This window comes from Nocardia sp. NPDC046473 (assembly GCF_040645995.1).
Classification (GTDB): Bacteria; Actinomycetota; Actinomycetes; order Mycobacteriales; family Mycobacteriaceae; genus Nocardia.
This window is the reverse complement of record NZ_JBEYZJ010000005.1, coordinates 422,638-444,684: the sequence shown is the minus strand read 5'-3', so window position 1 is coordinate 444,684 and position 22,047 is coordinate 422,638. Positions and strand designations below refer to the sequence as shown.

Below are 22,047 nucleotides of genomic sequence, written 5' to 3'. Positions count from 1 at the left end.
GCCGTTCTATCCGCCGAGCAGTAGTTCGATGGCCGTGATGCCGAAGTAGCCGGCGAACACGACGCCGACAACCCAGATCAGCCAATGTATTTCGCTGAACTTGCCGCGCGCCGCCTTGATCACCACGAACGCGATGACGCCCGCGCCGACGCCGTTGGTGATCGAGTAGGTGAACGGCATCAGCACGATGGTCAGGAAGGCGGGTACCGCGACTTCCAGGTCGGCCCAGTCGATCTTGCGGGCCTGGGTCATCATCAGCGCACCGACCAGCACGAGGGCCGGTGCGGCGGCCTGGATCGGCACCACGGCCGCGAGCGGGGTGAACAGCACTGCGAGGCAGAACAATCCACCGGTCATCACGCTGGCCAGCCCGGTACGCGCGCCCTCACCGACGCCCGTCGCGGACTCGACGTACACGGTATTGCCCGCGCCGCCGCTGATCCCGCCGATCACCTGCGCGACACCGTCGATGGTCAGCACCTTGCCGAGGCCGGGCATGGTGCCGCGCTCGTCGAGCAGGCCCGCCTCATCACACACCCCGAACACGGTGCCCATGGCGTCGAAGAACCCGGTGAGCACCAGGGTGAACAGCACGACGCCCGCGACCAGCCCACCCGCCCTGGCGAATCCGCCGATCAGGTCGATGTGCAGCAGCAACCCGAAGTCCGGCGCGGCGAAGAAACCCTTCGGCGTCTCCGGAACGACCGGACCCCACGTCTTCGGATCGATCTTCGCCAGCGAGTTGACCGCGATGGCGAGCACCGTGGCGATGGCGATGCTGATCAGGATGGCGCCGGGCACCTTTCGGATGAACAGCGCCAGCATGAGCAGCAGTCCGACGGCGAAAATCACCACCGGCCAACCGGAAAGGTGACCGGCGACGCCGAGCGTGACCGGTGGCCCGGTCTGCGAGCCATGGCCGACCACGCCCGCCGACACCAGGCCGATCATCGCGATGAACATGCCGATCCCGACGCCGATGGCGTTCTTGAGCGAGAGCGGGATGGCGTTGATGATCATCGTGCGCAGGCCGGTCGCGGCCAGGATCACGATGATCACGCCCATCAGCACCACCAGGCCCATGGTCTGCGGCCAGGTCATGTGCGGGGCCGCCTGGAAGGCGACCACCGGAACGACACCGAGGCCGGCGGCCAGCGCGAGCGGCACGTTGCCGACGAGGCCCATCAGGATGGTGCTGAGGCCGGCCGAGAACGCGGTCGCGGTGGTGAGCTGGGCGATGCTCAGACTGTTGCCGTCGATGTCCTGGACCCCGCCGATGATCAGCGGGACGAGCAGGATAACGTAGGCCATCGCTACGAAAGTGGTGATACCGCCGCGTATTTCGCGGGAGATGGTGGTCTTGCGCGCACTCAACCGGAAATATCGGTCGAGCGGGGACCTTCCGGTGACCGGCTCCGGGACGGAGGAGTGGGTCTGGACTTGGGTCATGGCGTGCCCTCCTCGGGGCATGGCCGACCTACGAACCGGCCGTCACGGCCGGATCGCGTGGTTCGGTTCTGCTGTTGTGGGGTCTGTGCTGTGTCGTGGACACGAAGCCGCCGTCGCGAGAACGATGCCGTTCCGAAAGTGCTGCCCCGCCAAAGCGATGCCCCGTCGGAACGGAGCCGCCGCTGGAACGAACCTCGTCGTTGGCACGAAAAGACACAGCCCCTGTTGATCAACTGCTCCGGATGATGTCTTCCGGACGCACCGGCACTCGGTTGATGTGCACGGTTCCACCTGCGGATCGGCATGCGTCCCGAATGGCCGAGACGATCGCGGGTGTCGAGGAGAGCGTGGGTGGCTCTCCGGCGCCGCGCAGCCCGTATGGGGCGTGCGGGTCGGCGTTTTCGAGAATCTCCAGCCGCTGTGGCGGCGTATCGAGAATCGTGGGGATCAGGTAGTCGGTGAACGACGGGTTGAGCACCTTTCCGTCGCGGACTTGAATTTCCTCCATGACCGCGAGGCCGAGCCCCTGGGTGGAGCCGCCGTGGATCTGGCCCTCCAGCGACAAGCGGTTCATGATCTTTCCTACGTCCTGGACGGCGTCCAGGGCGACGACCTTGACCAGGCCGAGCTCGGTGTCGACATCCACCACGGCCCGGTGCACGCACAGGGCGAGCTGGGTGTGACTGTTGCCCTGACCGGTCACCGGATCCATGCCGGTGGTCGGCTTGTGGTGGTATTCCCTTGTCTCCTCGATAATTTCGTCACCGAGCAGGTCGACGATGGCGGCGTAGACCACACCGTTGTCGGCGACCACCTTGCCGCCGACCAGTTGGAGTCCGCGGGTGGCGCCGAAACGTCCTTGGGCGAGCGCGAGTACGCGCCTCCGCACCGCCTCGCACGCGGCTTTCACCGCGCCGCCGGTCATGTAGGTCTGCCGCGACGCCGAGGAAGAACCGGCGCTGCCGACCTGGTTGTCGGCCGGGTGGATGGTGACCCGCTCGATGCCGAGTTCGGTGCGCGCGATCTGCGCCTCGACGGTGACCAGCCCCTGGCCGACCTCGGCCGCGGCGGTGTGCACCAGCGCAACCGGTTCGCCGCCGATCACTTCCAGCCGCACCCGGGCGGTCGAGTAGTCGTCGAAGCCCTCGGAGAAGCAGATGTTCTTGATGCCGACGCCGTAGCCGATGCCACGCACGACGCCCTCGCCGTGGGTGGTTTGCGAGACCCCACCGGGCAGGTTCCGGATGTCGGTGGCGTCCAGCGCCGCGGGCAGCGGCATTTCGCGGGCCTGACCGAGCATCTCGGCCATCGGCATCGGTGCGTGCACCACCTGCCCGGTGGCCAGCTTCGATCCCTGCGAGACCGCGTTGACCTGACGGACGTGGACCGGGTCGAGCTCGAGCGCCTCGGCGACCTTGTCCATCATCGACTCGTGCGCGAAACAGGCCTGCACCGCACCGAATCCACGCATCGCACCGCAGGGCGGGTTATTCGTGTACACGCCGTACGCGTCGATCTTGATGTGCGGAATCTCGTACGGGCCCACCGCGAGTGAGGACGCGTTGCCGGTGACGTTGAGTGTCGCCGAGGTGTAGGCGCCGCCGTCGAGCACGATCTGCACCTCGGCGAAAACGATCTTCCCGGCCCTGGTCACGCCGTACTCATAGCGCATCTTCGCCGGGTGCCGGTGCACATGCCCGAAGAAGGATTCCTCGCGGTTGTAGATCATCTTGATCGGCTTGCCGGTGTACAGCGCGAGCATGCCTGCGTGGATCTGCATCGACAGGTCCTCGCGGCCGCCGAACGCGCCGCCGACGCCTGCCAGGGTCATCCGAATCTTGTCCTCGGACAAGCCGAGACAGGGGCCGATCTGATCGAGGTCGTTGTGCATCCACTGGGTCGCGACGTAGAAGTCGAGCCCGCCGTCCTCCCCCGGCGCGACCAGGCCCGCCTCGGGGCCGAGAAATGCCTGATCCTGGATGCCGACCTCGTACTCGCCGGTCACCACCACATCGGACAGGGCCCGGCCGACCGCGATATCGCCGACCCGGACGGGCTGGTGCCTGGCGATGCCACCGCGCTCCTGCACCTTGTTGGCTTCGGGATCGGCGATCACGGCCAGCGGATCGGTGATGGGGGTCAACACCTCCCATTCGATGACGATCGCCTCCATCGCGCGCCGCGCGATCTCCGGGTGGTCCGCGGCGACGAGCGCGATCGGCTCGCCGTGGTGGCGGACCTCGCCGATGGCGAGAACCGGCTGGTCCCAAGTCATGTCGAGGCCGAAGACGTTGCGGCCGGGCACGTCCTCGTGGGTGAGCACGGCGTACACGCCGGGCAGCGCGAGCGCCTGGCTGAGGTCGATACTGACAATGCGGGCGCGCGGATGCGGGCTGCGCAGGGTGGCGCCCCACAGCATGCCGTCCATCCACAGATCGGAGGCGTAGGCGAACTCGCCCTTGACCTTCAGAGTGCCGTCGGGGCGCAGCGGGCTTTCGCCGATGCCGCCCTTGCCCGGTGCGGCGACTTCACCGGGGAATCGCGTGGTGCGTGCGGTGGTCATCGCTTCTCCTCTCTCCCAAGGGAGTTCGTACAGCCGCTCGTCATGCCCGCCCCCGCATCAGCCGTTGCCGGGCAGCGGCGCCTGCGCGGCCCACCGCGTCGTGCGAGACCGTGCGCAGTTCGTCGTTCTCGACCACGGTGCGGCCGCCGACCAGCAGCCTGGCCAGCGGCGGCGTCGGACCGAAGACCAGCGCGCAGATCGGGTCTTCGACGGCGGCCCGGAATCCGTCCACCCGCCACATCGCGATGTCGGCGAGCTTGCCGACCTCCAGGCTGCCGATCTCCTGCTGACGGCCGAGATTGCGGGCGCCGCCGAGGGTTCCGATCTCCAGCGCCTGCCGGGCGGTGAGTGCGGTCGGTCCGTGCACGGCCCGCTGGAACAGCATGGCCTGGCGCATCTCCCCCGCCATCGAGGTGAGCTCGCTCGACGCGGCGCCGTCGACGCCGAGGCCGACCGGCGCACCGGCGCGCAACAGCGCGGAGACGCGGGCGATGCCGGCGCCGAGGCGAGCGTTGGAACTGGGGCAGTGGGCCGAGCCGGTGCCGGTTTCGGCGAAGCGGCGGATGTCGGCGTCGTGCAGGTGCACCGCGTGCGCGAACCAGACGTCCTCGCCGAGCCAGCCGAGCTTCTCCATGTATTCGACCGGGGTGCAACCCATCTGCTCGCGGCAGTGCTCTTCCTCGTCGAGCGTCTCGGCGAGATGGGTGTGCAGCCGGACGTTCTTGGTGCGCGCCAGCAGCGCGGCGTCGGTCATCAGACCTTCGCTCACCGAGAACGGCGAGCACGGTGCGACGGCGACCCGCAGCATCGAGTCGAACGACGGATCATGGTATTTGTCAATGGTTTCCGAGGTGTTGAGCAGGATCTCGTCGCGGTCCTCCACCACCTCGTCCGGCGGCAGGCCGCCGTCGGACTGGCCGCGGTCCATCGAGCCGCGGCACGGGTGGAACCGGATGCCGAGCTCGTGCGCGGCCCGTACCTCGGCGTCGAACAGGTCGCCGCGACCCTTCGGGAAGACGTAGTGATGGTCGCTGCTCGTGGTGCAGCCGGTCAGTGCCAACCAGCCCAATCCCGCTGCGGCCGCGCCGTATACAACGTCGGCGTCCATGCCGGCCCAGAGCCGGTAGAGACCGGTCAGCCACTCGAACAGCGTCGAGTCCTGGAACAGGCCCTGGCTCGCCCACTGGTAGAGGTGGTGGTGGGTGTTGACCAGGCCGGGGGTGACGAGGCAGCCGGTGCCGTCGATGCGTTGCGCGCCGGGCACGATGGGTGCCGGTCCCGCGCCGAGGGATTCGATCCTGCCGTTCGCGAGCACCAAGTACCCAGAGGCGATCTCCGGGCCGACCACCGGTGCGATGTAGGCGTTTTCGATGACAGTCTTCATTGCGCCGCCGCCTTCCGCTGGGCCGCGAGCCGCACGGCGTCGAGGATCTTCTCGTATCCGGTGCAGCGGCACAGGTTTCCGGCCAGTGCCTCGCGGATCTCCACATCCGAGGGATCGGGATTGTGCTCGATCAAATCGTGCGCCTGCACGATGAGACCCGGTGTGCAGAAACCACATTGGACCGCGCCCGCCTCGACGAACGCCTGCTGCATCGGATCCAGCTTCGCGCCGCGCGCCAGACCTTCCACGGTCCGCACCGAACAGCCCTCGGCCTGACCGGCCGCCACCAGGCAGGAACACACCGGCGTGCCGTTCAAATAGACCGTGCAGGAACCACATTCGCCCTGCTCGCAGGCGTTCTTGGAACCTGGAAGGCCCATCCGCTCGCGCAGCATGTAGAGCAGGCTCTCGCCCTCCCACACGTCGTCGACGGTCTCCGTCGAGCCGTTCACGTCGAAAGTCACGCGCATCAGGCTGCCTTCCTTTCTGCTAGGTGGTCCGTCCATGCCCAGCCCAGGGTGCGGCGGGCCAGCACCGACAGGGCGTGCTTGCGGTAATCCGCGGTGCCACGGACGTCGTCGATCGGCTTGGCGGCGGCCGCGACGAGCGCGCCGAACTCGCGCAGCACCCGGTCGGTGAGCGGCGCCGGATCGTGCCACGGCAGCTGCGCGGCCAGGAATTCCTCGGCGGGCTCGGCGCGCAGCGGCGTCGGGCCGGACGAACCGATGCCGGTGCGCACCGTCCCGGTGCTCGGGTAGAGCGCGATGGCGAACGAACACACCGCGATCACCATCGCGTTGCGGGTGCCGACCTTCGAAAAGTACTGCGGCCCTTCGGCGGGCGGCAGCCAGACCGCACTGATCAGCTCGTCGGCTTCCAGGGCGTTCTTGCGCACCCAGATGTAGAAGTCGTCGATCGGGATCATCCTGGTGCCGCGGGCCGCCGACGCGACCTCGACCACGGCGTTGCCCGCGAGCAGCGCCGGGTGGGCGTCACCGGCGGGCGAAGCGCCACCGAGGTTGCCGCCGACGGTGCCGCGGTTGCGGATCTGCGGCGAGCCGACCGAACGGGACGCCTGGGCCAGGCCGGGCAGTTGCCCGCCGAGCCGGTTGATGATCCGGACGTACGGCACGCCGGAGCCGATCCGGATCTTGCCGTCGATCTCCTTGTAGTCGAACAACTCTCGGCATGGGTTCAGATCGAGCAGCGCGCTCGGGCGGCCCTTGTCGAAGTTGAGTTCGACCATCATGTCGGTGCCGCCCTGAATGGGGGTGGCGTCCGGGCGGCCTGCCTTGATGTCCAGGGCGTCCGCCCAGCTGGTGGGTCGTAAGAAATCCATCGTCACTCCCACGCGGGTCCGGCGGCGGGCGCGTCCTCGCGCAGCACGGTGCCCTCGATCAGGCCGTAGGGACGGTCGGCGGCGTAGAACACCTCGTTGTCGTTCGCCAGTCCGAAGGCGGACAGATCGACGACGAAGTGGTGCTTGTTGGGCAGCGACAGCCGGACCTCGGCGATTTCCGGGCAGGTGTTGAGCACGCGCTCGCCCATCCCGTACAGGGTCTGTTGCAGTGAGTAGCTGTAGGTTTCGGCGAACGCCTCGAGCAGCGCGCGCCTGGCCTCCCGGTAGGTCTTGTCCCAGTCGCCGGGCTCGCCGGTGAAGCGCCACTCCGCGTTCACCTCGGTGGCGAGGACGCGGTCGTAAGCCTCCTTCAGCGTCGTGTACTTGTCCTTCAGGTAGCCGTGAAACTCCGAACCGGTGGAGTTCAACACCACCAGGCCCTGCAAACCCGCGACGACCCAGGCGTTTTCGCCGTCGTAGTGCACCCGCGCGGTGCGCACCTCCTGGCCGGAGCGGACGAACGAGTGCTGGTGGGTGCTCGCGTCGAGCACGATGCGCTCCCAGGCGTATTCCTCGACACTGACCCGCGCATGACGGATGGTCGGCTGGGAATCTACGAAATGCCTTGCCAGCAGGACACCGAACGCCTCGGGCGAGGAGATGCCGTGCTCCTTGGCGAACGCGAACACGGTGTTCTTCTGCGTGTCGGTGGTCAGCACCGCGCCGTTGTCGCCGGTCAGGTGCACGTCATCCATGTCACCGGAGAGGGCGACGCCGACATTGAGGTCCCGGATCTCGTGCACGCCACCGTTTTTCGTCACGCTGACGACATGGGTCTCCGCTTTGCCATATCGGTTCGGTCCGAGCTTGATCGACATTGTTCAGCTACCTCGATAGGTGGAGTAGGAATACGGACTGAGCAGCAGCGGCACGTGGTAGTGCGCGGCTGGGTCGGCGACGGTGAAGTCGATGGCGACCGAGGGGTAGAAGGGGCTGATCTCGCCGGTGTCGAAAGTCAGCCGGTGCGTGCCGGATTCGGGCGCGGGCAGGTCTTTGATGCGGCCGTCGTCGTCGGTGTGCCGCTCCGCGAGCACCGTGCCGTCGGCCCGCGACAGCTGCACCCGCAGCCCAGCGGCGGGGCGACCGGTCACCGCGTTCAGCACGTGGGTGGACAGACTCACTACTCCCCCAGCAGCTTTCGCACGCGCAGGCGGGTGATGTCGGCGAGTTCGCTCTGCACCTTGATGCGTTCGTCGAGCTCCGAGTTGGCCAGGCGCTTACGCAGCTCGGTGAGCATCTCCTCGGCGCTGCGCCCGGTGGCGCGGATCAGGAAGACATGGCCGAAACGTTCCTCGTAGGCCAGGTTGCCCGCGGCCAGCTCGGTGCGTACCGCCGTATCCGCGGTCGCCGCGCCGGACTGTTCGCCGCGTGACCACGCCGCCTCCCGCTCGGACAACTCCGCCTTGGCCCGGTCGCCGATGCGCGGATGCGCCGACAGCGCCTCCTCGACATCCGGCCAATCCAGCTCACACACCGCGGCAACGGCGGCGGCGATGGCGCTCGCGGCGTCGGGGTAGGGCCGGGAGGCCGCCACCTTCTGTGCCCACTGCCGGGACGCGCAGCAGGTCAGCAATTCCTGCTCGGCCCGGTCCGGCGGCAACGCGTTGAGCCATCCGATGTCGCCTGCCATCTGACCTCCTGTCGGGGTTCGCCAATCTGTTCCGCAAGTACACCCGCCGAGGAACACCGCAGCTAGAAACGAGAAATCTGAACTGTGCGACAGTTCACACCCAACTCTTTGTGCGAATGTCCAAGGGCATTTACCAGGGGTGCGACTGTTAGCCTTCGCAGCGTGCGCCTTCGATCACTGCTGACCATGGCGGACCTGGGGCTCGAGCTCGTCACCGGCGAGGAAGAGCTGGACCGGTTCGTGCGTTGGGTGGTGACCACGGACATGCTCGATCCTGGTCGCTACCTGTCCGGCGGGGAGCTGGTGCTCACCGGCCTGCAGTGGCGGCATGATCCCGCCGACAGCGAGGTGTTCGTCCGGGCACTCGCGCAGGCCGGGGTGGCGGGGATGGCCGCTGGTGACGCCAGATATGGCGGTGCGCCGCCCGATGTGGTCGAGGCCTGCCGTCAGCATCGGATTCCGCTGTTCCGTGTCCCGGAGAATATTGCGTTCGCCCAGGTCACTGAGCAGATCACCCGCAATCTGTCGACCGGGCGGGCGGCGGATCTGACCGCGATCCTGGACCGGCATCGGCAGCTCGTTTCGGGTGCCGGGCTCGGTTCGGTGCTCGAACTCATCGAACGCGATCTCGGCATGCGATGTTGGGTGGTGTCGTCGACCGGACGCGCGGTGGCCGGGCCGGGCACACCGCCGCCGGTTGAGGTGACCGCGGCGTTTCTCAGCGCCCGTCGGCTGCCGGTGACGTTTCTGCACGAGGGCAGCCGGTTTTCGCTGTTCGCGGTGGATGAGCATCGGACATCGCGGGCCGCCGACTGGTTCCTGGTCTTCGAGGGCGACTACACCGAATGGCCCGAGGAGCGGCGCGCGCTGGCCGGCGAGCTCGCCGCCGTCGTGTCGCTGGAACGCGCGCGACAGGACGATCGGCAGAGCGCCGAGGGGCGGCTCGCCCAAGAACTCATCGAGTTGATCGTGTCCGATGCCAAGCCGACCGAGATCATTTCGCGGCTGGAACTCACCGGGCTCGGGCCCGCCGAGACCTATATCGCGGTCGCGGCCGCCGCCGATGACACGTTGCGCCCCGGCGAGTTACGCGTGCTGCTGCGCGAAATCCTGTTCGGCAGAAGGCCCGCCGCCGGTGTGGTGGACGGCGAGGCTATCGCACTGATTCCGGCGGGCCCGGACACTCCCGTGATCGATGAAATCAACCGTGCGGTAACCGCTTTGGAGCCCGGCCTACGCGGTAGCCGACTATCCGTCGGCGTCAGCGGCGTGGTCGACGGCGAAGGCCTGCGCGGTGCCGTCGAAGAAGCCCGCTACGCCCGCCGCATGGCCGCGGGCCGACTACAACCCGCCAGCGTCGTCGGCCACGACGAACTCGCCACCCACATGCTGCTACTCGCCTCGGTCCCCGACGAGGTCCGCCGCATGTTCCGGCTCCGCCTCCTTGACCCGCTCACCACCTACGACCAGGACAATCGTGCCGACCTCGTGCACACCCTGGAAACCTTCCTAGAGGTCTCCGGCTCCTGGACCAAGTGCGCCGATCTACTGCACGTGCACGTCAACACCCTGCGCTACCGCATCCAGCGCATCGAAGAACTCACCGCCCGCGACCTGTCTCGCCTCGAAGACCGCGTCGACTTCTTCCTCGCGCTGGCCTTGCGCTGACCTACCCTGGGGAACTGTCGCCCGAACGACCGACAGCGCTGACCGTGGGTCGGGCGCGACAATAGCGGAGATGCGGCGGTAGCTGGGCAAATGGCCAGCGCTCGAGACGTGTCGGTGCCGCGATCGAGGTATGCGCAATGGCCGAGCAACGGTGGTCTTTTCCTTTGACGCCGGTGCTGGTGCTGGTGCTGGTGGCGGTGACAGTCGCGCTGGCCGCTTCGGGCTGTGGCGGTGGATCTGATCTGCGTTCTTCGACGGTTTCCGCCACGCCTACATCCCAGGTGGCGAGCGGGTCGGTCACCGCCTCCGGCGTGACGGTCAGCGGGAAGGTCGGCGCGATCGGCGTCACCGCCACCGCGCCGACCGGGGTCGCCGATGTCGGTACGCACCTGGTGATGTCGGCGGCGCCGGCACCTACCGCAAAGGCGTTCGACGTCGAGGTCGGTGCGGCGCCACCGGTCGTGCTCGTGCTCGGCAACGGCGCACAGCCGGGCAAACCGGTCACCCTGAAGTTCGATCTGTCGGGCAGCCCGGACCTGTACGGCAAGTTCACCGATTCGGTCCGTCCGGTGATCGCGGTCGAGCAGGGCGGTGACAAGTCGAAACCCGATCTGCTGCTACCGAATTGGGATACCGCGTCGAAGACGCTGACCACCACCACCGATCATCTCAGCACCTTTCAAGTCACACTCGTCGATGCCGGGGCCGCCCTCGATCGCGCCGTCAGACAAGCCTGGCAGACGGTGGCGGGCAGTCTCGATTCGCCGTGTAAAGACAAGAGCGACATCAACATCGGTCCGAACAAACTCACCTTGGCTCCCAGCAAACCGGGCGTGGTCGCCGCGTGCCTGCGCGACACCGGCGCAGGCATAGCCGTCGACTTCACTTCGAACTCTGCCCAGTACTTCCGGGTTGCCGCGACTCCGGCCGGGAAGTTCACCAATGCTCAGCCCTTGTCGGGCGCCGACCAGCTCGCGGTGGCCCTGCACGACTCCTTCGACCACCAATCCGGCCTGTTGTCTCCGAAAGGCACCGGCACGCTGCTCCTTCCGCCTGGAACGATGTCGGCACAGCTGCACCTCGACGTCGATCTCGCTGCGCTGCAACTGGAAACGATCCTCACCGGTCTCGACATGCTCGGCGCTGACGGCGATGCCCTGGTCGCGGCGTTTCAGAACAGCAAGGCGGGCTACGACTGCCTCGTCACGCTGTACCAAAGCTGGACCACCCCGAACAAGCCCGACACCGCCGAATTCACCAAGGCGCTCGGCGATGTGGCGCAATGCGGGCTCACCGGCGCGGAGGCCGCGGTCGGCAACCAAGACGCGCACCGAGTGCTGCACCGGATGAGCGTGGCCGTCTCCCTCTTCACGACCCTGCCCAGCCAACTGCTTGCCAATATCACCGGAATCATCGGGGAATTCACCGGTGACAACCACCTCGAGTTCACCATGGCACTCGGCATCAGCGGATCATGGTCCGGCACCTGGACGACGAGCGACGGTGAAACGTATCCGGCAACCCTGCAGGTGTCGCAGGATGCGCCGGTAAAGGCGCGGATGGACATTCCGGGTTACGCCTGCGGCGCGAACTGGTCCGAGGCCAAACGCAATTCGACTCTCGTCTACGTAGACGCCGCCGTCACATACGGGACCTGCGCGAACAACACCTGGGTACTGACGATTACCGGAACATCGATCGCCGGCGACGACACCAGCTCCGACGGAACGCATGTCGAGTTCCATCGGAATTGACGCGCGCTGCCCGGCGCCTGCCACGCAACAACATTCAAATATCTGCCGAGCCGACCTGGATGATCTTGCCCAGGCCGAGGCGCGGCATCAGGTCCTGATGGAGGATGCGGAGCAGGTCGGTCAACGTGGCCTGCTGTTCGGCGGTCAGACCGGAGAGCAGGTCGAGCTCGCGGCCGAGTACTTGATCGACCAATCGCTCGACCAAAGCGTGCCCGGCCGGAGTGAGCGCGACGACCACGCCACGGGAACCGTCGTCGAGTGTGGTTCTGGTGACCAGGCCCTCCCCTTCGGCGCGGGCGACCCGCTGGGAGATCGCGCCTGCGGTGAGCATGGTGCGTTCTTTGAGTTCACGAGTGGTCAACTGGTACGGCGGGCCGCTGCGGCGCAGCACGCTGAGTAGGTCGAGGGTCGCCGCGTCGGCGCCTTCGGCGGCGAGCACCCGGCGACGGTCGTCGCCGAATGCCTTGGCCAGATGCCATATTCGCGTCACGACGCCGATGCCGTCGACCGGCGTGCCCGGCCGTTCGCGGAGCCACGCGAGCGCGATAGCGTCGACCGGATCGTTGTCGTCCATGGCACTCCTCGGTTGCGTTTAGACCTAAATGAAGTCTATGTTTAGGTCTAAATGTACTCGATGAGGGAGATCGACATGGGACGCAACATCGTGGTGACCGGCGGAGCCACCGGAATCGGCCGGGCGATCGCGCGTATTTTCGCGGCCGAGGGCGATTCGGTGGTGATCACCGGGCGCCGGGCCGAGGCGCTGCAGGCGACAGCGGCGGAACTCGGTGTCACGGCCCGCGTTTGCGACGCGACCGATCCCGCGCAGATCGAGGCACTGGTCGATCAACTCCCCCGGGAGATCGACGTGCTGGTCAACAACGCGGGCGGCAATACCGACTTCGACACGGAGGCGCCGACCGACCTGAAGAGTCTGGCCGAGGCTTGGCGGGCAAACCTGGACGCCAATCTGATCAGCGCGGTATTGATGACCACGGCACTGCGCGACCGACTGACCACCGCAGGGTCCGTGGTGAACATCGGCTCGATCGCCGCGGACAAGGGCGCGGGAGCCTACGGCGCGGCCAAAGCCGGACTCGCCTCATGGAACGTCCAACTGTCGGCGGAGCTGGGGCCGCGCGGTATCACCGCGAATGTCGTTGCCCCCGGCTACATCTCCGACACGGAGTTCTTCCGCGACAAGCTGACCGACGAGCGGCGCGACTCGCTCGTCGCGGCGGCACACACCCGCCGCGCCGGAGTTCCCGATGACATCGCCGCGGCGGTGCACTACCTCGCCTCGCCCGCGGCCCGGCAGGTGACCGGCCAGGTGCTTGCGGTCAACGGCGGCGAACGCACCACCCGATGAGCCCGGAAATCCGGGCGCGGCGCGCGGCGCAAGGCGGGCAATAGGGGCGATCCGGGCAAGTCGGTAGGCAGGGGCTAGCATGGGCGAGCTGGTAACGGTGGATTTGCCGATCCCAAGGTGGTTCGATGACTAAAGCTGTTCCACGGCCGGTTGCGCTGGGCGATGATGCGGCCCGGACACTGGCTAATGCCACGAAGAGCGTTCCGCAGATGGAGTCGATCACCCCACGGTGGTTGGTTCATCTGCTGAACTGGGTGCCCGTCGAAGCCGGTATCTACCGGCGTAACCGGGTCACCGACGAACAAACCGTCGATATTCAGTGCGATAACTTCGACGAGTCTCCGCTGCCGGAGACGTTTATCGACTACGAGCGAGACCCGCGGGAGTACCGACTCAAGGCCGTGCACACGATCCTCGATGTGCACACCCGCGTCTCGGATCTGTATTCGAGCCCGCACGATCAGATTGCTCAACAGTTGCGGCTCACCATCGAGGCAATCAAGGAGCACCAAGAGGGCGAGCTGATCAACAGCCCGGACTACGGACTCATCGCGAATGCCACGAAGAAGCAGCGGATCTCGACGATCGCCGGGCCGCCGACGCCGGACGACCTGGACAACCTGATCACGAAGGTCTGGAAAGAGCCGGGGTTCTTCCTCACCCACCCGCAGGGCATCGCGGCGTTCGGCAGGGAATGCACCCGGCGCGGTGTGCCGCCGCCGACCGTGAGCATGTTCGGGTCGCAGTTCCTGACCTGGCGCGGGATTCCGATCATTCCGTCGGACAAGGTTCCGGTGGAACGCGGGAAGACCAAGTTCGTGCTGATCCGCACCGGCGAAGCCCGTCAGGGCGTGATCGGGTTGTATCAGCCGGGACTGGCCGGTGAACAGGGACCGGGCCTTTCGGTGAAGTTCATGGGTATTGATCGCAGCGCGATCGCGTCATATCTGGTGTCGCTGTACTGCTCGCTGGCGATTCTGACCGACGATGCGGTGGCAGTGCTCGACGGAGCCGAGGTGGGCAAGTTCCATGACTACGCACCGACCTACCGGAGCTGACATCTCGCGCCCAGCCGACGAGGGCGGCGCCGAATGGATGCTGCCGGACGAGGCGACGCTCAATCGCCTTGCCGGAGCATTCTTCTCGGCGCTGCCGTCGGGGTCGGCGGGTCTGCCCGCCGCACCGGCGGGCCTGAGTGTGGCGCAGCCCGATATGCCGACATCGCCGCCGAATGTGCCGGTGCCGTCTCCGGTGCCCGCGGCGACAGCGGCCGGCGCACCGGGGTTTTCCGGTGCGACGCATCCTGGTGGACATATGTTGGCTGCGGCACCATCGGGCGCGCAGGGTGTTTCGAGCACCACGCCACCCGGCGGCGGCACACCGGAACCGTCAGTGCCAGGGGCACTTGGCGCCTCCAGCGCCGCGTCTCCCGGCGGCAGCACGCCATCCTCGCCTTCGACAACGTCGGGCGTGCAGGGCGTTTCAAGTACCACGCCACCCGGCGGGCGTACTCCCGTGCCTTCGGTGCCCGGTGTCAACGGCACCGCGCCCTCCGGCGGCACGGCACCTTCTGGCGCACAGGGGTTTTCGGGTACCACGCCGCCCGGCGGCAGTACCCCGGAACCATCGGTGCCGGGCTGGGGCCGCGACGTGCCGATGGCCGACGCGGCCGGACAACCCGCGCATCCGCCGGTCAGCACCGATGGCATACACACTGACCCATTCCTCACCGCGCTGCCGTCGTTACGCGGAGTGCTGTCACCACAACGCTTTCCCGATGCCGCGCCGGAGCAACCGTCCGCGGCGCCGAGCTTCTATTTCCTGAATGCGGCCGGCCCTGCGGCATCGATCCCCGCGTCGTACCGTGTGCCCGACGCGCATCCACCCTTCGATGTCTACGCGGTGCGCAACGATTTCCCGATCCTCCGGGAACAGGTCAACGGCCATCCGCTGGTGTGGTTCGACAACGCCGCGACGACGCAGAAGCCGCGCTCGGTGATCGAGCGCATCACCCACTTCTATGAGCACGAGAACTCCAATATCCACCGGGCCGCCCACGAATTGGCGGCACGGTCCACCGACGCCTACGAGCAGGCCCGCGACATCGTGGCCCGCTTCATCGGTGCGTCCTCGGCCGAGGAGATCATCTTCGTCCGGGGCGCCACCGAGGGCATCAACCTGATCGCACAAACGTGGGGCCGCAAGAACATTCGCGCGGGCGACGAGATCATCATCTCGCACCTCGAGCACCACGCGAACATCGTCCCCTGGCAGATGCTGGCCGCCGAGACCGGCGCCCAGCTGAAGGTCATTCCGGTGGACGACAACGGCGAGCTGATGCTCGGCGAGTACACCAAGCTGCTCTCCGATCGCACCAAACTCGTTTCGGTGACCCATGTTTCGAACGCGCTCGGCACCATCACGCCGGTGCGGGAGATCGTCGCCGAGGCACAGCGAGCCGGGGCGGTCACCCTCGTCGACGGCGCACAATCGGTCCCGCACACCGCCATCGACGTGCGCTCGATCGGCGCCGACTTCTTCGTCTTCTCCGGCCATAAGCTGTTCGGGCCCACCGGAATCGGCGTCGTCTACGGAAAATCCGAGATACTGCAAGACGTTCCGCCCTGGCAGGGCGGCGGCAACATGATCAGCGATGTGACCCTGGAACGTTCACTGTTCCAGCCGCCGCCCGGACGATTCGAGGCGGGCACCGGCAATATCGCCGACGCGGTCGGTCTCGGCGCCGCCATCGAATACGTCGAACGCCTCGGCATGGACGCGATCGGACGCTACGAGCACGAACTGCTCGAGTACGCGACACCGCGGGTCGCCGCGGTACGCGGTGTCCGACTGGTCGGCACCGCCGCCGACAAGGCGAGCGTGCTCTCCTTCGTCATGGCGGGCTACGAGCCGATCGAGGTCGGAAAGGCGTTGAACGAGAAAGGCATCGCGGTGCGGGCCGGTCACCATTGTGCCCAGCCGATTCTGCGTCGCCTCGGGTTGGCAGCGACGGTGCGTCCTTCGTTCGCCTTCTACAACACCTGCGCCGAGATCGATCGAATGGTCGCCGTCCTCGAACAACTCGCCGCTAGTTCGCCGCGGTGAACGCGGCGTCCGGCAGAACCTGATCGAACACCTTTACGTCAGCCGCGATTCCCTGCGGCTGACGTAAAGGGCTGCGCGCCAACGGCAGCCGCCATCACCTGGAATCAGTACGACTTGGCCTGACTCGACCACCGCGGGTTCAACGTTCCGGATAAGCGCGCAGGGAAGGAGATCTGCTTTGGGTTGCCATCCGAGGTGTAGCGCTGCTCCGGGTTCGCCGCGAGCCGGTCGAGCCAGTACGTCGAGTCGAAGTCGACCGCTGTTCTGCCCGAACGGATTCGAGGAACAGCCGTGGGATCGAGTTCACCGTACTGCGACGGGGCAGGCTCGGCGCCGACCAGCAGCACCGAGTCGAACGCGTAATTCTGTCCGTCCCAACTGCCCGCGGTGGCCAGGGCGCGATCGTCCGGCGCGATGCCGAGCGGCAACGCCATCGTCCGTACCTGGCCCGGCGCCGCCGCCACGATCGCGCGGACGTTGTCCGCCAGCTCACGTTGCACGCCGATGCTGTCCAGCTGCGCGAGGTTCGCGTGCGTCGCGGTGTGCGCGCCGATCTCGTAACCGTGCGCGGCCAACCAGGACAGGGCGCGCGGATTGTCGCCGAACGGCTGGTTGTTGACGTAAAAGGTCGCGGTGGGCGCGAATTCGGGATGCTCGGCTCGGAACTGTTCGAGGATCCCGATCGCCGAGTCGGGCGCGACCGTGCCGTCCTCGGTGATCGTGAGCTGGCTGAGGGTCGAGTCGTCGAAGGTGAGCACCACCGGATGGGTACCCGCGGGCAGGTCGAAGGCGCCGGAGATGTAGGCCGACGTCGTCACCGGACGGTAGTTCTCGCGCAGCAGTCGATCGAGCTCGGCGCGGAATTTCGCTGGCGTCTGGTCGTATTCGCTGTCCGGCTCGGCCGCCAGCTGGTGGTACATGAGGACTGGGACGACGCCGAGTTCGTTGGCGCCCACCGCGACCGGATCGGGCACGGGACTGCTCGACGGTGGCGGGGGCGCCATCGCCCGAAGGGTGGCCGGGTCGGGGTCCGCGGCGCAGGCCGCGGCCGTCAACACCAGCACGGACAACACAACTCGAACACTGATAGTCGCGTTCTTCGCCACCGCGCAAACAGTACGCGAACGCGACCAATTCGTTGCGTAAGCAACTCGGACAAAGTATCGACGGGCGCGGGCCGAACCCGCGATAGTTGAGCGATCTCCAGACGAAAGTTGGTGTGTGCGTTGCTAGAACGACTAGGCGTTACAGGACACCGGCGGTTGACGGCAGTCCTGGTTATCTCAGTCTTATCAATTCTTATCGCTTCTGTGACCCTGAGCTGGGTCCGCACCGAACCCCGCGGATTGACCGTCACCGGTCTCCCGAACAGTCTGGTCGGCGCGGCGACCATGTCCGCCATGACATTGCGGGTAGACGCGGGTGAATACGACCCCGCCGCCATGCGGCTCGAACTCGACGGCGAGCCGGTCACCGGCGCGGTCGACGGCAGCACGGTCGTCTACCGGCCAGGGGCGCTGCCCGATGGCGAGCACAAGTTCACCGCCGAGATCCCGCCGAGCTTCCTCGGCTTCCTTCGCACCGGCCCTGGCGTGTCCAAGACGTTCACGGTGGACAACGAGGCACCGACCTTGGAACTGACGCAGCCCACTGGCGTGACTTCTTACCGCCAGCCGGTTACCTTGCGCGGCAAGGCAAAAGACGCCGAACGCGTATCGGTCGGCAACCTGTCGGCGACTCCGGCCGACGACGGCTCCTTCGAGATCGCGATGCCGCGCGCACAAACCGGCGCCCAGGTGGTCGCCGTGGACGCCGCGGGCAACCAGACCGCGCAGACGATCACGGCGGCGATCGAGCAGCCGCGGATCAAGGCGGTGCACGTGACCGCGTACGGCTGGTCCGACGACGAACTCCGCGAGGACGTGCTGAACATGGCGCGCGACGGGCGCATCAACACGGTGCAGCTCGACATCAAGGACGAAGACGGCGAGGTCGGCTACGACTCCCAGGTGCCGCTCGCCCGCGAATCGGGTGCCGTCATGCGGATCTACGACGCCCCCGCGGCGTTGCGGCAGTTGCACGACATGGGGATTCGGGTGGTGGGCCGGATCGTCGCGTTCCGCGACAAGACGATGGCCGAATGGGCCTGGCAGAACGGCCATCAGGACTGGGTCATCCAAACTCCGTCCGGCGAGCCGTATTCGAGCAGGTACGGCCCGATCGCCTTCACCAACTTCGCGAATCCTGAAATCCGCAGATACAACATAGATCTCGCGGTCGAGGCGGCAAGACTGGGCTTCGACGGCATCATGTACGACTACATCCGGCGCCCGGACGGCGCGCTGTCGCAGATGCACTTCCCCGGCTCGACCACCTCGCCCACCGTGTCGATCGCCGAATTCCTGCACGAGAGCCGCGATCCCGTGCGCGACGCGGGCGCCGAGCAGAGTGCCGCGGTGTTCGGAGTGGCTTCCACCCGGCCCGAGGAGATCGCGCAGGACATCCCGTTGATGGCCAAGTACGTCGACTACATCGCGCCGATGCTGTATCCCTCGCATTGGAACGCCGGCGAATACGGTGTCGCGAGCCCGAATTCGCAGCCCTACGACATCATCTTCCGTTCCCTGCAGGACTTCCGCACCCAGACGCAGGGCACCGGCGCCAAGGTCGTCCCCTGGTTGCAGGACTTCAGCCTCGGCGTCAGCTACGGTCCCGGCGAGGTCCGGACGCAGATCGACGCCGCGAACGACGCAGGCGTGAACGGGTTCTTCCTCTGGAGTCCCACCGTGCGCTACCACCTCGCGGGGCCTTCGGACTGAGCCGAGAGGTGGCGCAGGCGACCGGGCAGTGCCGCAACGATTGCCCGGTCGCTGCCGGTCGACTCCGGCACAGCAGGTCGATGCTCGACCGACCGGCGACATCCCACTCCCGCGCAGTCGGCGCGGTTACGCTGGTGGAGTGAACGTTGAAGTGACGCGCCTGCCGGGTATCGGTGTGCGCAAGGACTTTCCGGTCAAAGGCGTTCGCCGCCGGATCGGCGTGATCGATCACAAGGACGGCACGATCTACCTGATCGTCAGCAAGTCCGGCAATCCCGAAGCCACCGACCAGATTCCGTTGTCGGCGGCGGAGGCGGCCGCATTGGCCAACCTGCTCGGCGCCCCGCAGCTGGTCGCCCAGCTGCGCGAGGAACATCGCGAGTTCGAGGGCGTGAACACCAGGCAGTTCGCCATCCTCGGTGGCTCCCCCTATGCCGACCGCCCGCTCGGCGAGACCGAAATGCGCACCCGGACAAGGGTTTCCATCGTCGCTATCATGCGCGGCGGCTCGGTGGTCCCGTCACCGGGCCCGGACTTCATCTTCGCCGCGGGCGACCTGCTGGTGATCGTCGGAACCACCGAGGGCCTCGACGCCGCAGCCGGCATCCTCACCAACGGCTGATCAGCCGCTGAACGCGTCGAATACCTCTTCCGCGCGGTCGCGGGTGCGGTACATGTCCCAGGCGGTGGCGGCGAGGGCATCCGGGTTCAGCGTGTGGCCTGCCATCGAGCCGAAGCGGGCCGGGTCGGCGGTGACCACGGTGTGGATGTCGCCGCGTTCGATGAGGCCGCCGATGGTGAGGGTGGCCGCGTAGACGCCGCTGTCGGCGAGGGCGGAGTTGAGGGTGACGGCGTAGTTGCGGAGGGCGGCCGAGGGCAGGGCCAGGTGGCCGAGCATGGGCATCGGCCGGACGCTGGAGAGTCCGCCCGCGAAGAGGAGAGCGCCGGTGCCTCGGGTGCGCATGGCCGGGAGGACGTCGTGCACCATGTCGATGGCGGGCCAGACCCAGTCGAACGCGGATTGCGCTGTGGTGGCGTCTGTTTCGGTGAGCGGGATCGGCTGCTGGGTCGGGCCGGGACCGTAGTAGGCGAGCTCGATGTCGCCGTCGTCGGCGATCTCGGCGAGGACGGACCTCAGGCGCGCACGGTCGGTGATGTCGACGGCATGAGCGCTGGCATCAATGCCTTGTGTAGCGAGGTCTTTCAGATAGCCCTCATGCCGCGCCTCGCTGCGCGAGATCAGTGCGACGCGGAATCCTTCGCTGCCGAAACGCCTGGCCATGGACATGCCGAGGCCTGGCCCGACGCCGACGATCACGGCGGTTGACGTGCTGGACATGCAGCTCCTTCCAAAGATTGAGGGGTCCCTCAATTTCAAAAATAGCACGAAGTCGAGGAGCCCCTCGACTTTTGTATGATGGTGCACATGACCAAACCGTTGCGCCGCGATGCGGCCCGCAATCGCGAGAAACTGTTGCGCGAGGCGGCCGGGGTCTTCACCGAGCAGGGACTCGACGGGTCCCTGGAAGAGATCGCGCGACGGGCCGGGGTCAGCATCGGCACGCTGTACAACCACTTCCCACACCGCGACGCGCTCATCGACGCGCTGCTACCGCCGCGCCTCGCCGCGATCGACGAATTCGGCGCACGGGCCGCGGCCGAGCCGGACGCGTGGGTGGCGCTCAGTGGGTTCGTCGAGGAATTGCTCGGCCAGATGACCACCGACCGCGGCCTGCTCGAGGCCCTCACCGGTGATCATCCCGCTGCCGCGCAGCTGACCGAGGCGTGCCATCGTGGGCTGTCGCATCTCTCGACGCTGCTGCATCGCGCTCGACAGGAGGGTTCAGTACGCGCCGACGCGAGCGATGAAGACGTGGTGCACCTGGTGTGGGCCCTCTCGCTGCTCGGTGAGGCAGCCGGATCACCCGCGTGGCGCCGCTGCCTGGAACTCGTCCTCGACGGCCTCCGTCCCACCCATCAACCGACCCGATAGGAACAGCACCGTGCCATATGCCAAGGCCGCCAACGGCGTTCGCCTCGCCTATCAAACCGCAGGCGCGGGCGCGCCCTTGCTACTGCTGGCCGGGCAGGCCAACAATCATCACTGGTGGGACGGAATCCGCGAGGACTTCCAGACCCGGTATCGCACCATCACGCTCGACTGGCGCGGCACCGGGGACAGCGACAAGCCCGACGAGCCTTACAGCACAGTGGGATTCGCCGACGACGTGGTCGCGGTGCTCGACGACCTGGGTATCGAGCACGCCGCGGTGTACGGCACATCAATGGGTGGTCGCGTCGCACAATGGCTGGCCGCTCGTCATCCGGAGCGGGTGCACACCCTCGTCCTCGGCTGCACCTCCCCCGGCGGCAAGCACAGCATCGAACGCGGTCCTGAGATTCGGAAGTCGCTCATCGATCCCGATCCGGACGCGGCGCGCCAGGCCCTGCTCGAGCTGATGTACACCCCGGAGTGGTTGGCGCACAACGCCGGCCCGTACAACACCCTCGGCGATCCCACCATGCCCGCCTACGCCAAGCGCCGCCATCTCATGGCCAGCAACAGACATGATGCCTGGGATGCGCTGCCGGACATCACAACTCCCACCCTGATCGTGCACGGGACCGAGGACCGGTTCAATCCGGCCGCGAACGCGCCGCTGCTCGCCGAACGCATCCCGGGCGCGCGGACGCGGCTGATCCCCGGCGCGCGGCACGCTTACTTCGACGAATTCCGAGCCGTCGCGGGTCCGCTCGTGCTGGACTTCCTCGACGAGGCTCGTAGATAACCCCTATTCGCGCACCTGCCGAATTGATGGAAATTCCACTGAAAGTCTTGACTCAGGCAGGTTCCCGGGGTTACTATTCCTACAGAGGAAACATTCGACGTGGTTGTTACATGACCTC

20 protein-coding genes are annotated in these 22,047 nt (G+C 67.0%); 9 read left to right on the top strand and 11 right to left on the bottom strand.

All coding sequences use genetic code 11. The features are described from left to right. Positions 1-6 precede the first annotated feature (6 nt). From ABZ942_RS20010 to uraD, 8 genes are all read right to left on the bottom strand, one after another. Positions 7-1,449 (bottom strand): NCS2 family permease, encoded by a 1,443-nt coding sequence (locus ABZ942_RS20010; protein ID WP_357383992.1) that lies wholly within the window; start codon positions 1,447-1,449, stop codon positions 7-9. A 229-nt stretch (positions 1,450-1,678) separates the two neighbouring features. Then, the gene (locus ABZ942_RS20005; protein WP_357383990.1) at positions 1,679-4,012 is read right to left on the bottom strand and encodes a molybdopterin cofactor-binding domain-containing protein; all 2,334 of its coding nucleotides are present in this window, start codon (positions 4,010-4,012) and stop codon (positions 1,679-1,681) included. Between the two features lie 40 nt (positions 4,013-4,052). Beyond that, entirely contained in the window at positions 4,053-5,396 is a 1,344-nt protein-coding gene (locus tag ABZ942_RS20000) for an 8-oxoguanine deaminase (protein ID WP_357383988.1), read from the bottom strand. Next, positions 5,393-5,866 carry a (2Fe-2S)-binding protein gene (locus tag ABZ942_RS19995; protein ID WP_357383986.1) on the bottom strand — a complete coding sequence of 158 codons (474 nt, stop codon included), beginning with the start codon at positions 5,864-5,866 and terminating at the stop codon, positions 5,393-5,395. The genes ABZ942_RS20000 and ABZ942_RS19995 overlap by 4 nt, the downstream gene beginning before the upstream one ends. Further along, positions 5,866-6,735, bottom strand: a complete 870-nt coding sequence (locus ABZ942_RS19990; RefSeq protein WP_357383984.1) for an FAD binding domain-containing protein — start codon at positions 6,733-6,735, stop codon at positions 5,866-5,868. The genes ABZ942_RS19995 and ABZ942_RS19990 overlap by 1 nt, the downstream gene beginning before the upstream one ends. A 2-nt stretch (positions 6,736-6,737) precedes the next feature. After that, positions 6,738-7,613, bottom strand: a complete 876-nt coding sequence (pucL, locus tag ABZ942_RS19985; protein ID WP_357383982.1) for a factor-independent urate hydroxylase — start codon at positions 7,611-7,613, stop codon at positions 6,738-6,740. A gap of 3 nt (positions 7,614-7,616) precedes the next feature. Continuing rightward, positions 7,617-7,916 (bottom strand): hydroxyisourate hydrolase, encoded by a 300-nt coding sequence (uraH, locus tag ABZ942_RS19980; protein ID WP_357383980.1) that lies wholly within the window; start codon positions 7,914-7,916, stop codon positions 7,617-7,619. After that, complete coding sequence (gene uraD / locus ABZ942_RS19975; protein WP_357383978.1) at positions 7,916-8,425, bottom strand: 2-oxo-4-hydroxy-4-carboxy-5-ureidoimidazoline decarboxylase; 510 nt, start codon at positions 8,423-8,425, stop codon at positions 7,916-7,918. Before uraD ends, uraH begins: the two co-directional genes overlap by 1 nt. Positions 8,426-8,587: 162 nt before the next feature. Between uraD and ABZ942_RS19970 the strand changes: the two genes are divergently transcribed. Beyond that, positions 8,588-10,093 (top strand): PucR family transcriptional regulator ligand-binding domain-containing protein, encoded by a 1,506-nt coding sequence (locus tag ABZ942_RS19970; RefSeq protein ID WP_357383976.1) that lies wholly within the window; start codon positions 8,588-8,590, stop codon positions 10,091-10,093. 137 nt (positions 10,094-10,230) lie between these two features. Next, a complete protein-coding gene (locus tag ABZ942_RS19965; RefSeq protein ID WP_357383974.1) occupies positions 10,231-11,847 on the top strand; it encodes a hypothetical protein in 1,617 nt (538 codons plus the stop codon). Positions 11,848-11,881: 34 nt separating this feature from the next. On the opposite strand, the gene ABZ942_RS19960 is transcribed toward ABZ942_RS19965, so the two are convergent. Beyond that, complete coding sequence (locus ABZ942_RS19960) at positions 11,882-12,421, bottom strand: MarR family transcriptional regulator (RefSeq protein ID WP_357383972.1); 540 nt, start codon at positions 12,419-12,421, stop codon at positions 11,882-11,884. A gap of 75 nt (positions 12,422-12,496) precedes the next feature. On the opposite strand from ABZ942_RS19960, the gene ABZ942_RS19955 reads away from it, so the two are divergent. From ABZ942_RS19955 to ABZ942_RS19945, 3 genes are all read left to right on the top strand, one after another. Next, the gene (locus ABZ942_RS19955; RefSeq protein ID WP_357383970.1) at positions 12,497-13,216 is read left to right on the top strand and encodes an SDR family oxidoreductase; all 720 of its coding nucleotides are present in this window, start codon (positions 12,497-12,499) and stop codon (positions 13,214-13,216) included. Positions 13,217-13,341: 125 nt separating this feature from the next. Next, positions 13,342-14,274: a family 2A encapsulin nanocompartment shell protein gene (locus tag ABZ942_RS19950; protein ID WP_357383968.1), complete on the top strand. Its 933-nt coding sequence runs from the start codon at positions 13,342-13,344 to the stop codon at positions 14,272-14,274. Continuing rightward, positions 14,246-16,321, top strand: a complete 2,076-nt coding sequence (locus ABZ942_RS19945; protein WP_357383966.1) for a family 2A encapsulin nanocompartment cargo protein cysteine desulfurase — start codon at positions 14,246-14,248, stop codon at positions 16,319-16,321. Before ABZ942_RS19950 ends, ABZ942_RS19945 begins: the two co-directional genes overlap by 29 nt. Positions 16,322-16,425: 104 nt before the next feature. Here ABZ942_RS19945 and ABZ942_RS19940 read toward each other — a convergent pair whose 3' ends face one another. Continuing rightward, the gene (locus ABZ942_RS19940) at positions 16,426-17,427 is read right to left on the bottom strand and encodes a polysaccharide deacetylase family protein (protein WP_357383964.1); all 1,002 of its coding nucleotides are present in this window, start codon (positions 17,425-17,427) and stop codon (positions 16,426-16,428) included. A 204-nt stretch (positions 17,428-17,631) separates the two neighbouring features. On the opposite strand from ABZ942_RS19940, the gene ABZ942_RS19935 reads away from it, so the two are divergent. Together ABZ942_RS19935 and ABZ942_RS19930 are read left to right on the top strand one after the other, a co-directional pair. Then, a complete protein-coding gene (locus ABZ942_RS19935; RefSeq protein WP_357383962.1) occupies positions 17,632-19,140 on the top strand; it encodes a putative glycoside hydrolase in 1,509 nt (502 codons plus the stop codon). Positions 19,141-19,279: 139 nt separating this feature from the next. Beyond that, positions 19,280-19,762, top strand: coding sequence for a TrkA C-terminal domain-containing protein (locus ABZ942_RS19930; protein ID WP_357383960.1), 483 nt, complete (start codon positions 19,280-19,282; stop codon positions 19,760-19,762). On the opposite strand, the gene ABZ942_RS19925 is transcribed toward ABZ942_RS19930, so the two are convergent. Further along, the gene (locus ABZ942_RS19925; RefSeq protein ID WP_357383958.1) at positions 19,763-20,479 is read right to left on the bottom strand and encodes an SDR family NAD(P)-dependent oxidoreductase; all 717 of its coding nucleotides are present in this window, start codon (positions 20,477-20,479) and stop codon (positions 19,763-19,765) included. Between the two features lie 87 nt (positions 20,480-20,566). On the opposite strand from ABZ942_RS19925, the gene ABZ942_RS19920 reads away from it, so the two are divergent. Together ABZ942_RS19920 and ABZ942_RS19915 are read left to right on the top strand one after the other, a co-directional pair. Next, a complete protein-coding gene (locus ABZ942_RS19920) occupies positions 20,567-21,133 on the top strand; it encodes a helix-turn-helix domain-containing protein (protein WP_357383956.1) in 567 nt (188 codons plus the stop codon). Positions 21,134-21,143: 10 nt separating this feature from the next. Continuing rightward, complete coding sequence (locus ABZ942_RS19915) at positions 21,144-21,929, top strand: alpha/beta fold hydrolase (protein ID WP_357383954.1); 786 nt, start codon at positions 21,144-21,146, stop codon at positions 21,927-21,929. Positions 21,930-22,047: the final 118 nt, after the last annotated feature.

Excerpts from the sequence above, each read along its gene's own strand:
- ABZ942_RS19955 (WP_357383970.1), top strand. The coding sequence starts at position 12,497 with ATGGGACGCAACATCGTGGTGACCGGCGGAGCCACCGGAATCGGCCGG.
- ABZ942_RS19920 (WP_357383956.1), top strand. The coding sequence starts at position 20,567 with ATGACCAAACCGTTGCGCCGCGATGCGGCCCGCAATCGCGAGAAACTG.
- ABZ942_RS19950 (WP_357383968.1), top strand. The coding sequence starts at position 13,342 with ATGACTAAAGCTGTTCCACGGCCGGTTGCGCTGGGCGATGATGCGGCC.
- ABZ942_RS19995 (WP_357383986.1), bottom strand. The coding sequence starts at position 5,866 with ATGCGCGTGACTTTCGACGTGAACGGCTCGACGGAGACCGTCGACGAC.
- ABZ942_RS20010 (WP_357383992.1), bottom strand. The coding sequence starts at position 1,449 with ATGACCCAAGTCCAGACCCACTCCTCCGTCCCGGAGCCGGTCACCGGA.
- ABZ942_RS19925 (WP_357383958.1), bottom strand. The coding sequence starts at position 20,479 with ATGTCCAGCACGTCAACCGCCGTGATCGTCGGCGTCGGGCCAGGCCTC.
- pucL (WP_357383982.1), bottom strand. The coding sequence starts at position 7,613 with ATGTCGATCAAGCTCGGACCGAACCGATATGGCAAAGCGGAGACCCAT.
- ABZ942_RS20000 (WP_357383988.1), bottom strand. The coding sequence starts at position 5,396 with ATGAAGACTGTCATCGAAAACGCCTACATCGCACCGGTGGTCGGCCCG.
- uraD (WP_357383978.1), bottom strand. The coding sequence starts at position 8,425 with ATGGCAGGCGACATCGGATGGCTCAACGCGTTGCCGCCGGACCGGGCC.
- ABZ942_RS19965 (WP_357383974.1), top strand. The coding sequence starts at position 10,231 with ATGGCCGAGCAACGGTGGTCTTTTCCTTTGACGCCGGTGCTGGTGCTG.
- ABZ942_RS19945 (WP_357383966.1), top strand. The coding sequence starts at position 14,246 with ATGACTACGCACCGACCTACCGGAGCTGACATCTCGCGCCCAGCCGAC.
- ABZ942_RS20005 (WP_357383990.1), bottom strand. The coding sequence starts at position 4,012 with ATGACCACCGCACGCACCACGCGATTCCCCGGTGAAGTCGCCGCACCG.
- ABZ942_RS19960 (WP_357383972.1), bottom strand. The coding sequence starts at position 12,421 with ATGGACGACAACGATCCGGTCGACGCTATCGCGCTCGCGTGGCTCCGC.
- ABZ942_RS19990 (WP_357383984.1), bottom strand. The coding sequence starts at position 6,735 with ATGGATTTCTTACGACCCACCAGCTGGGCGGACGCCCTGGACATCAAG.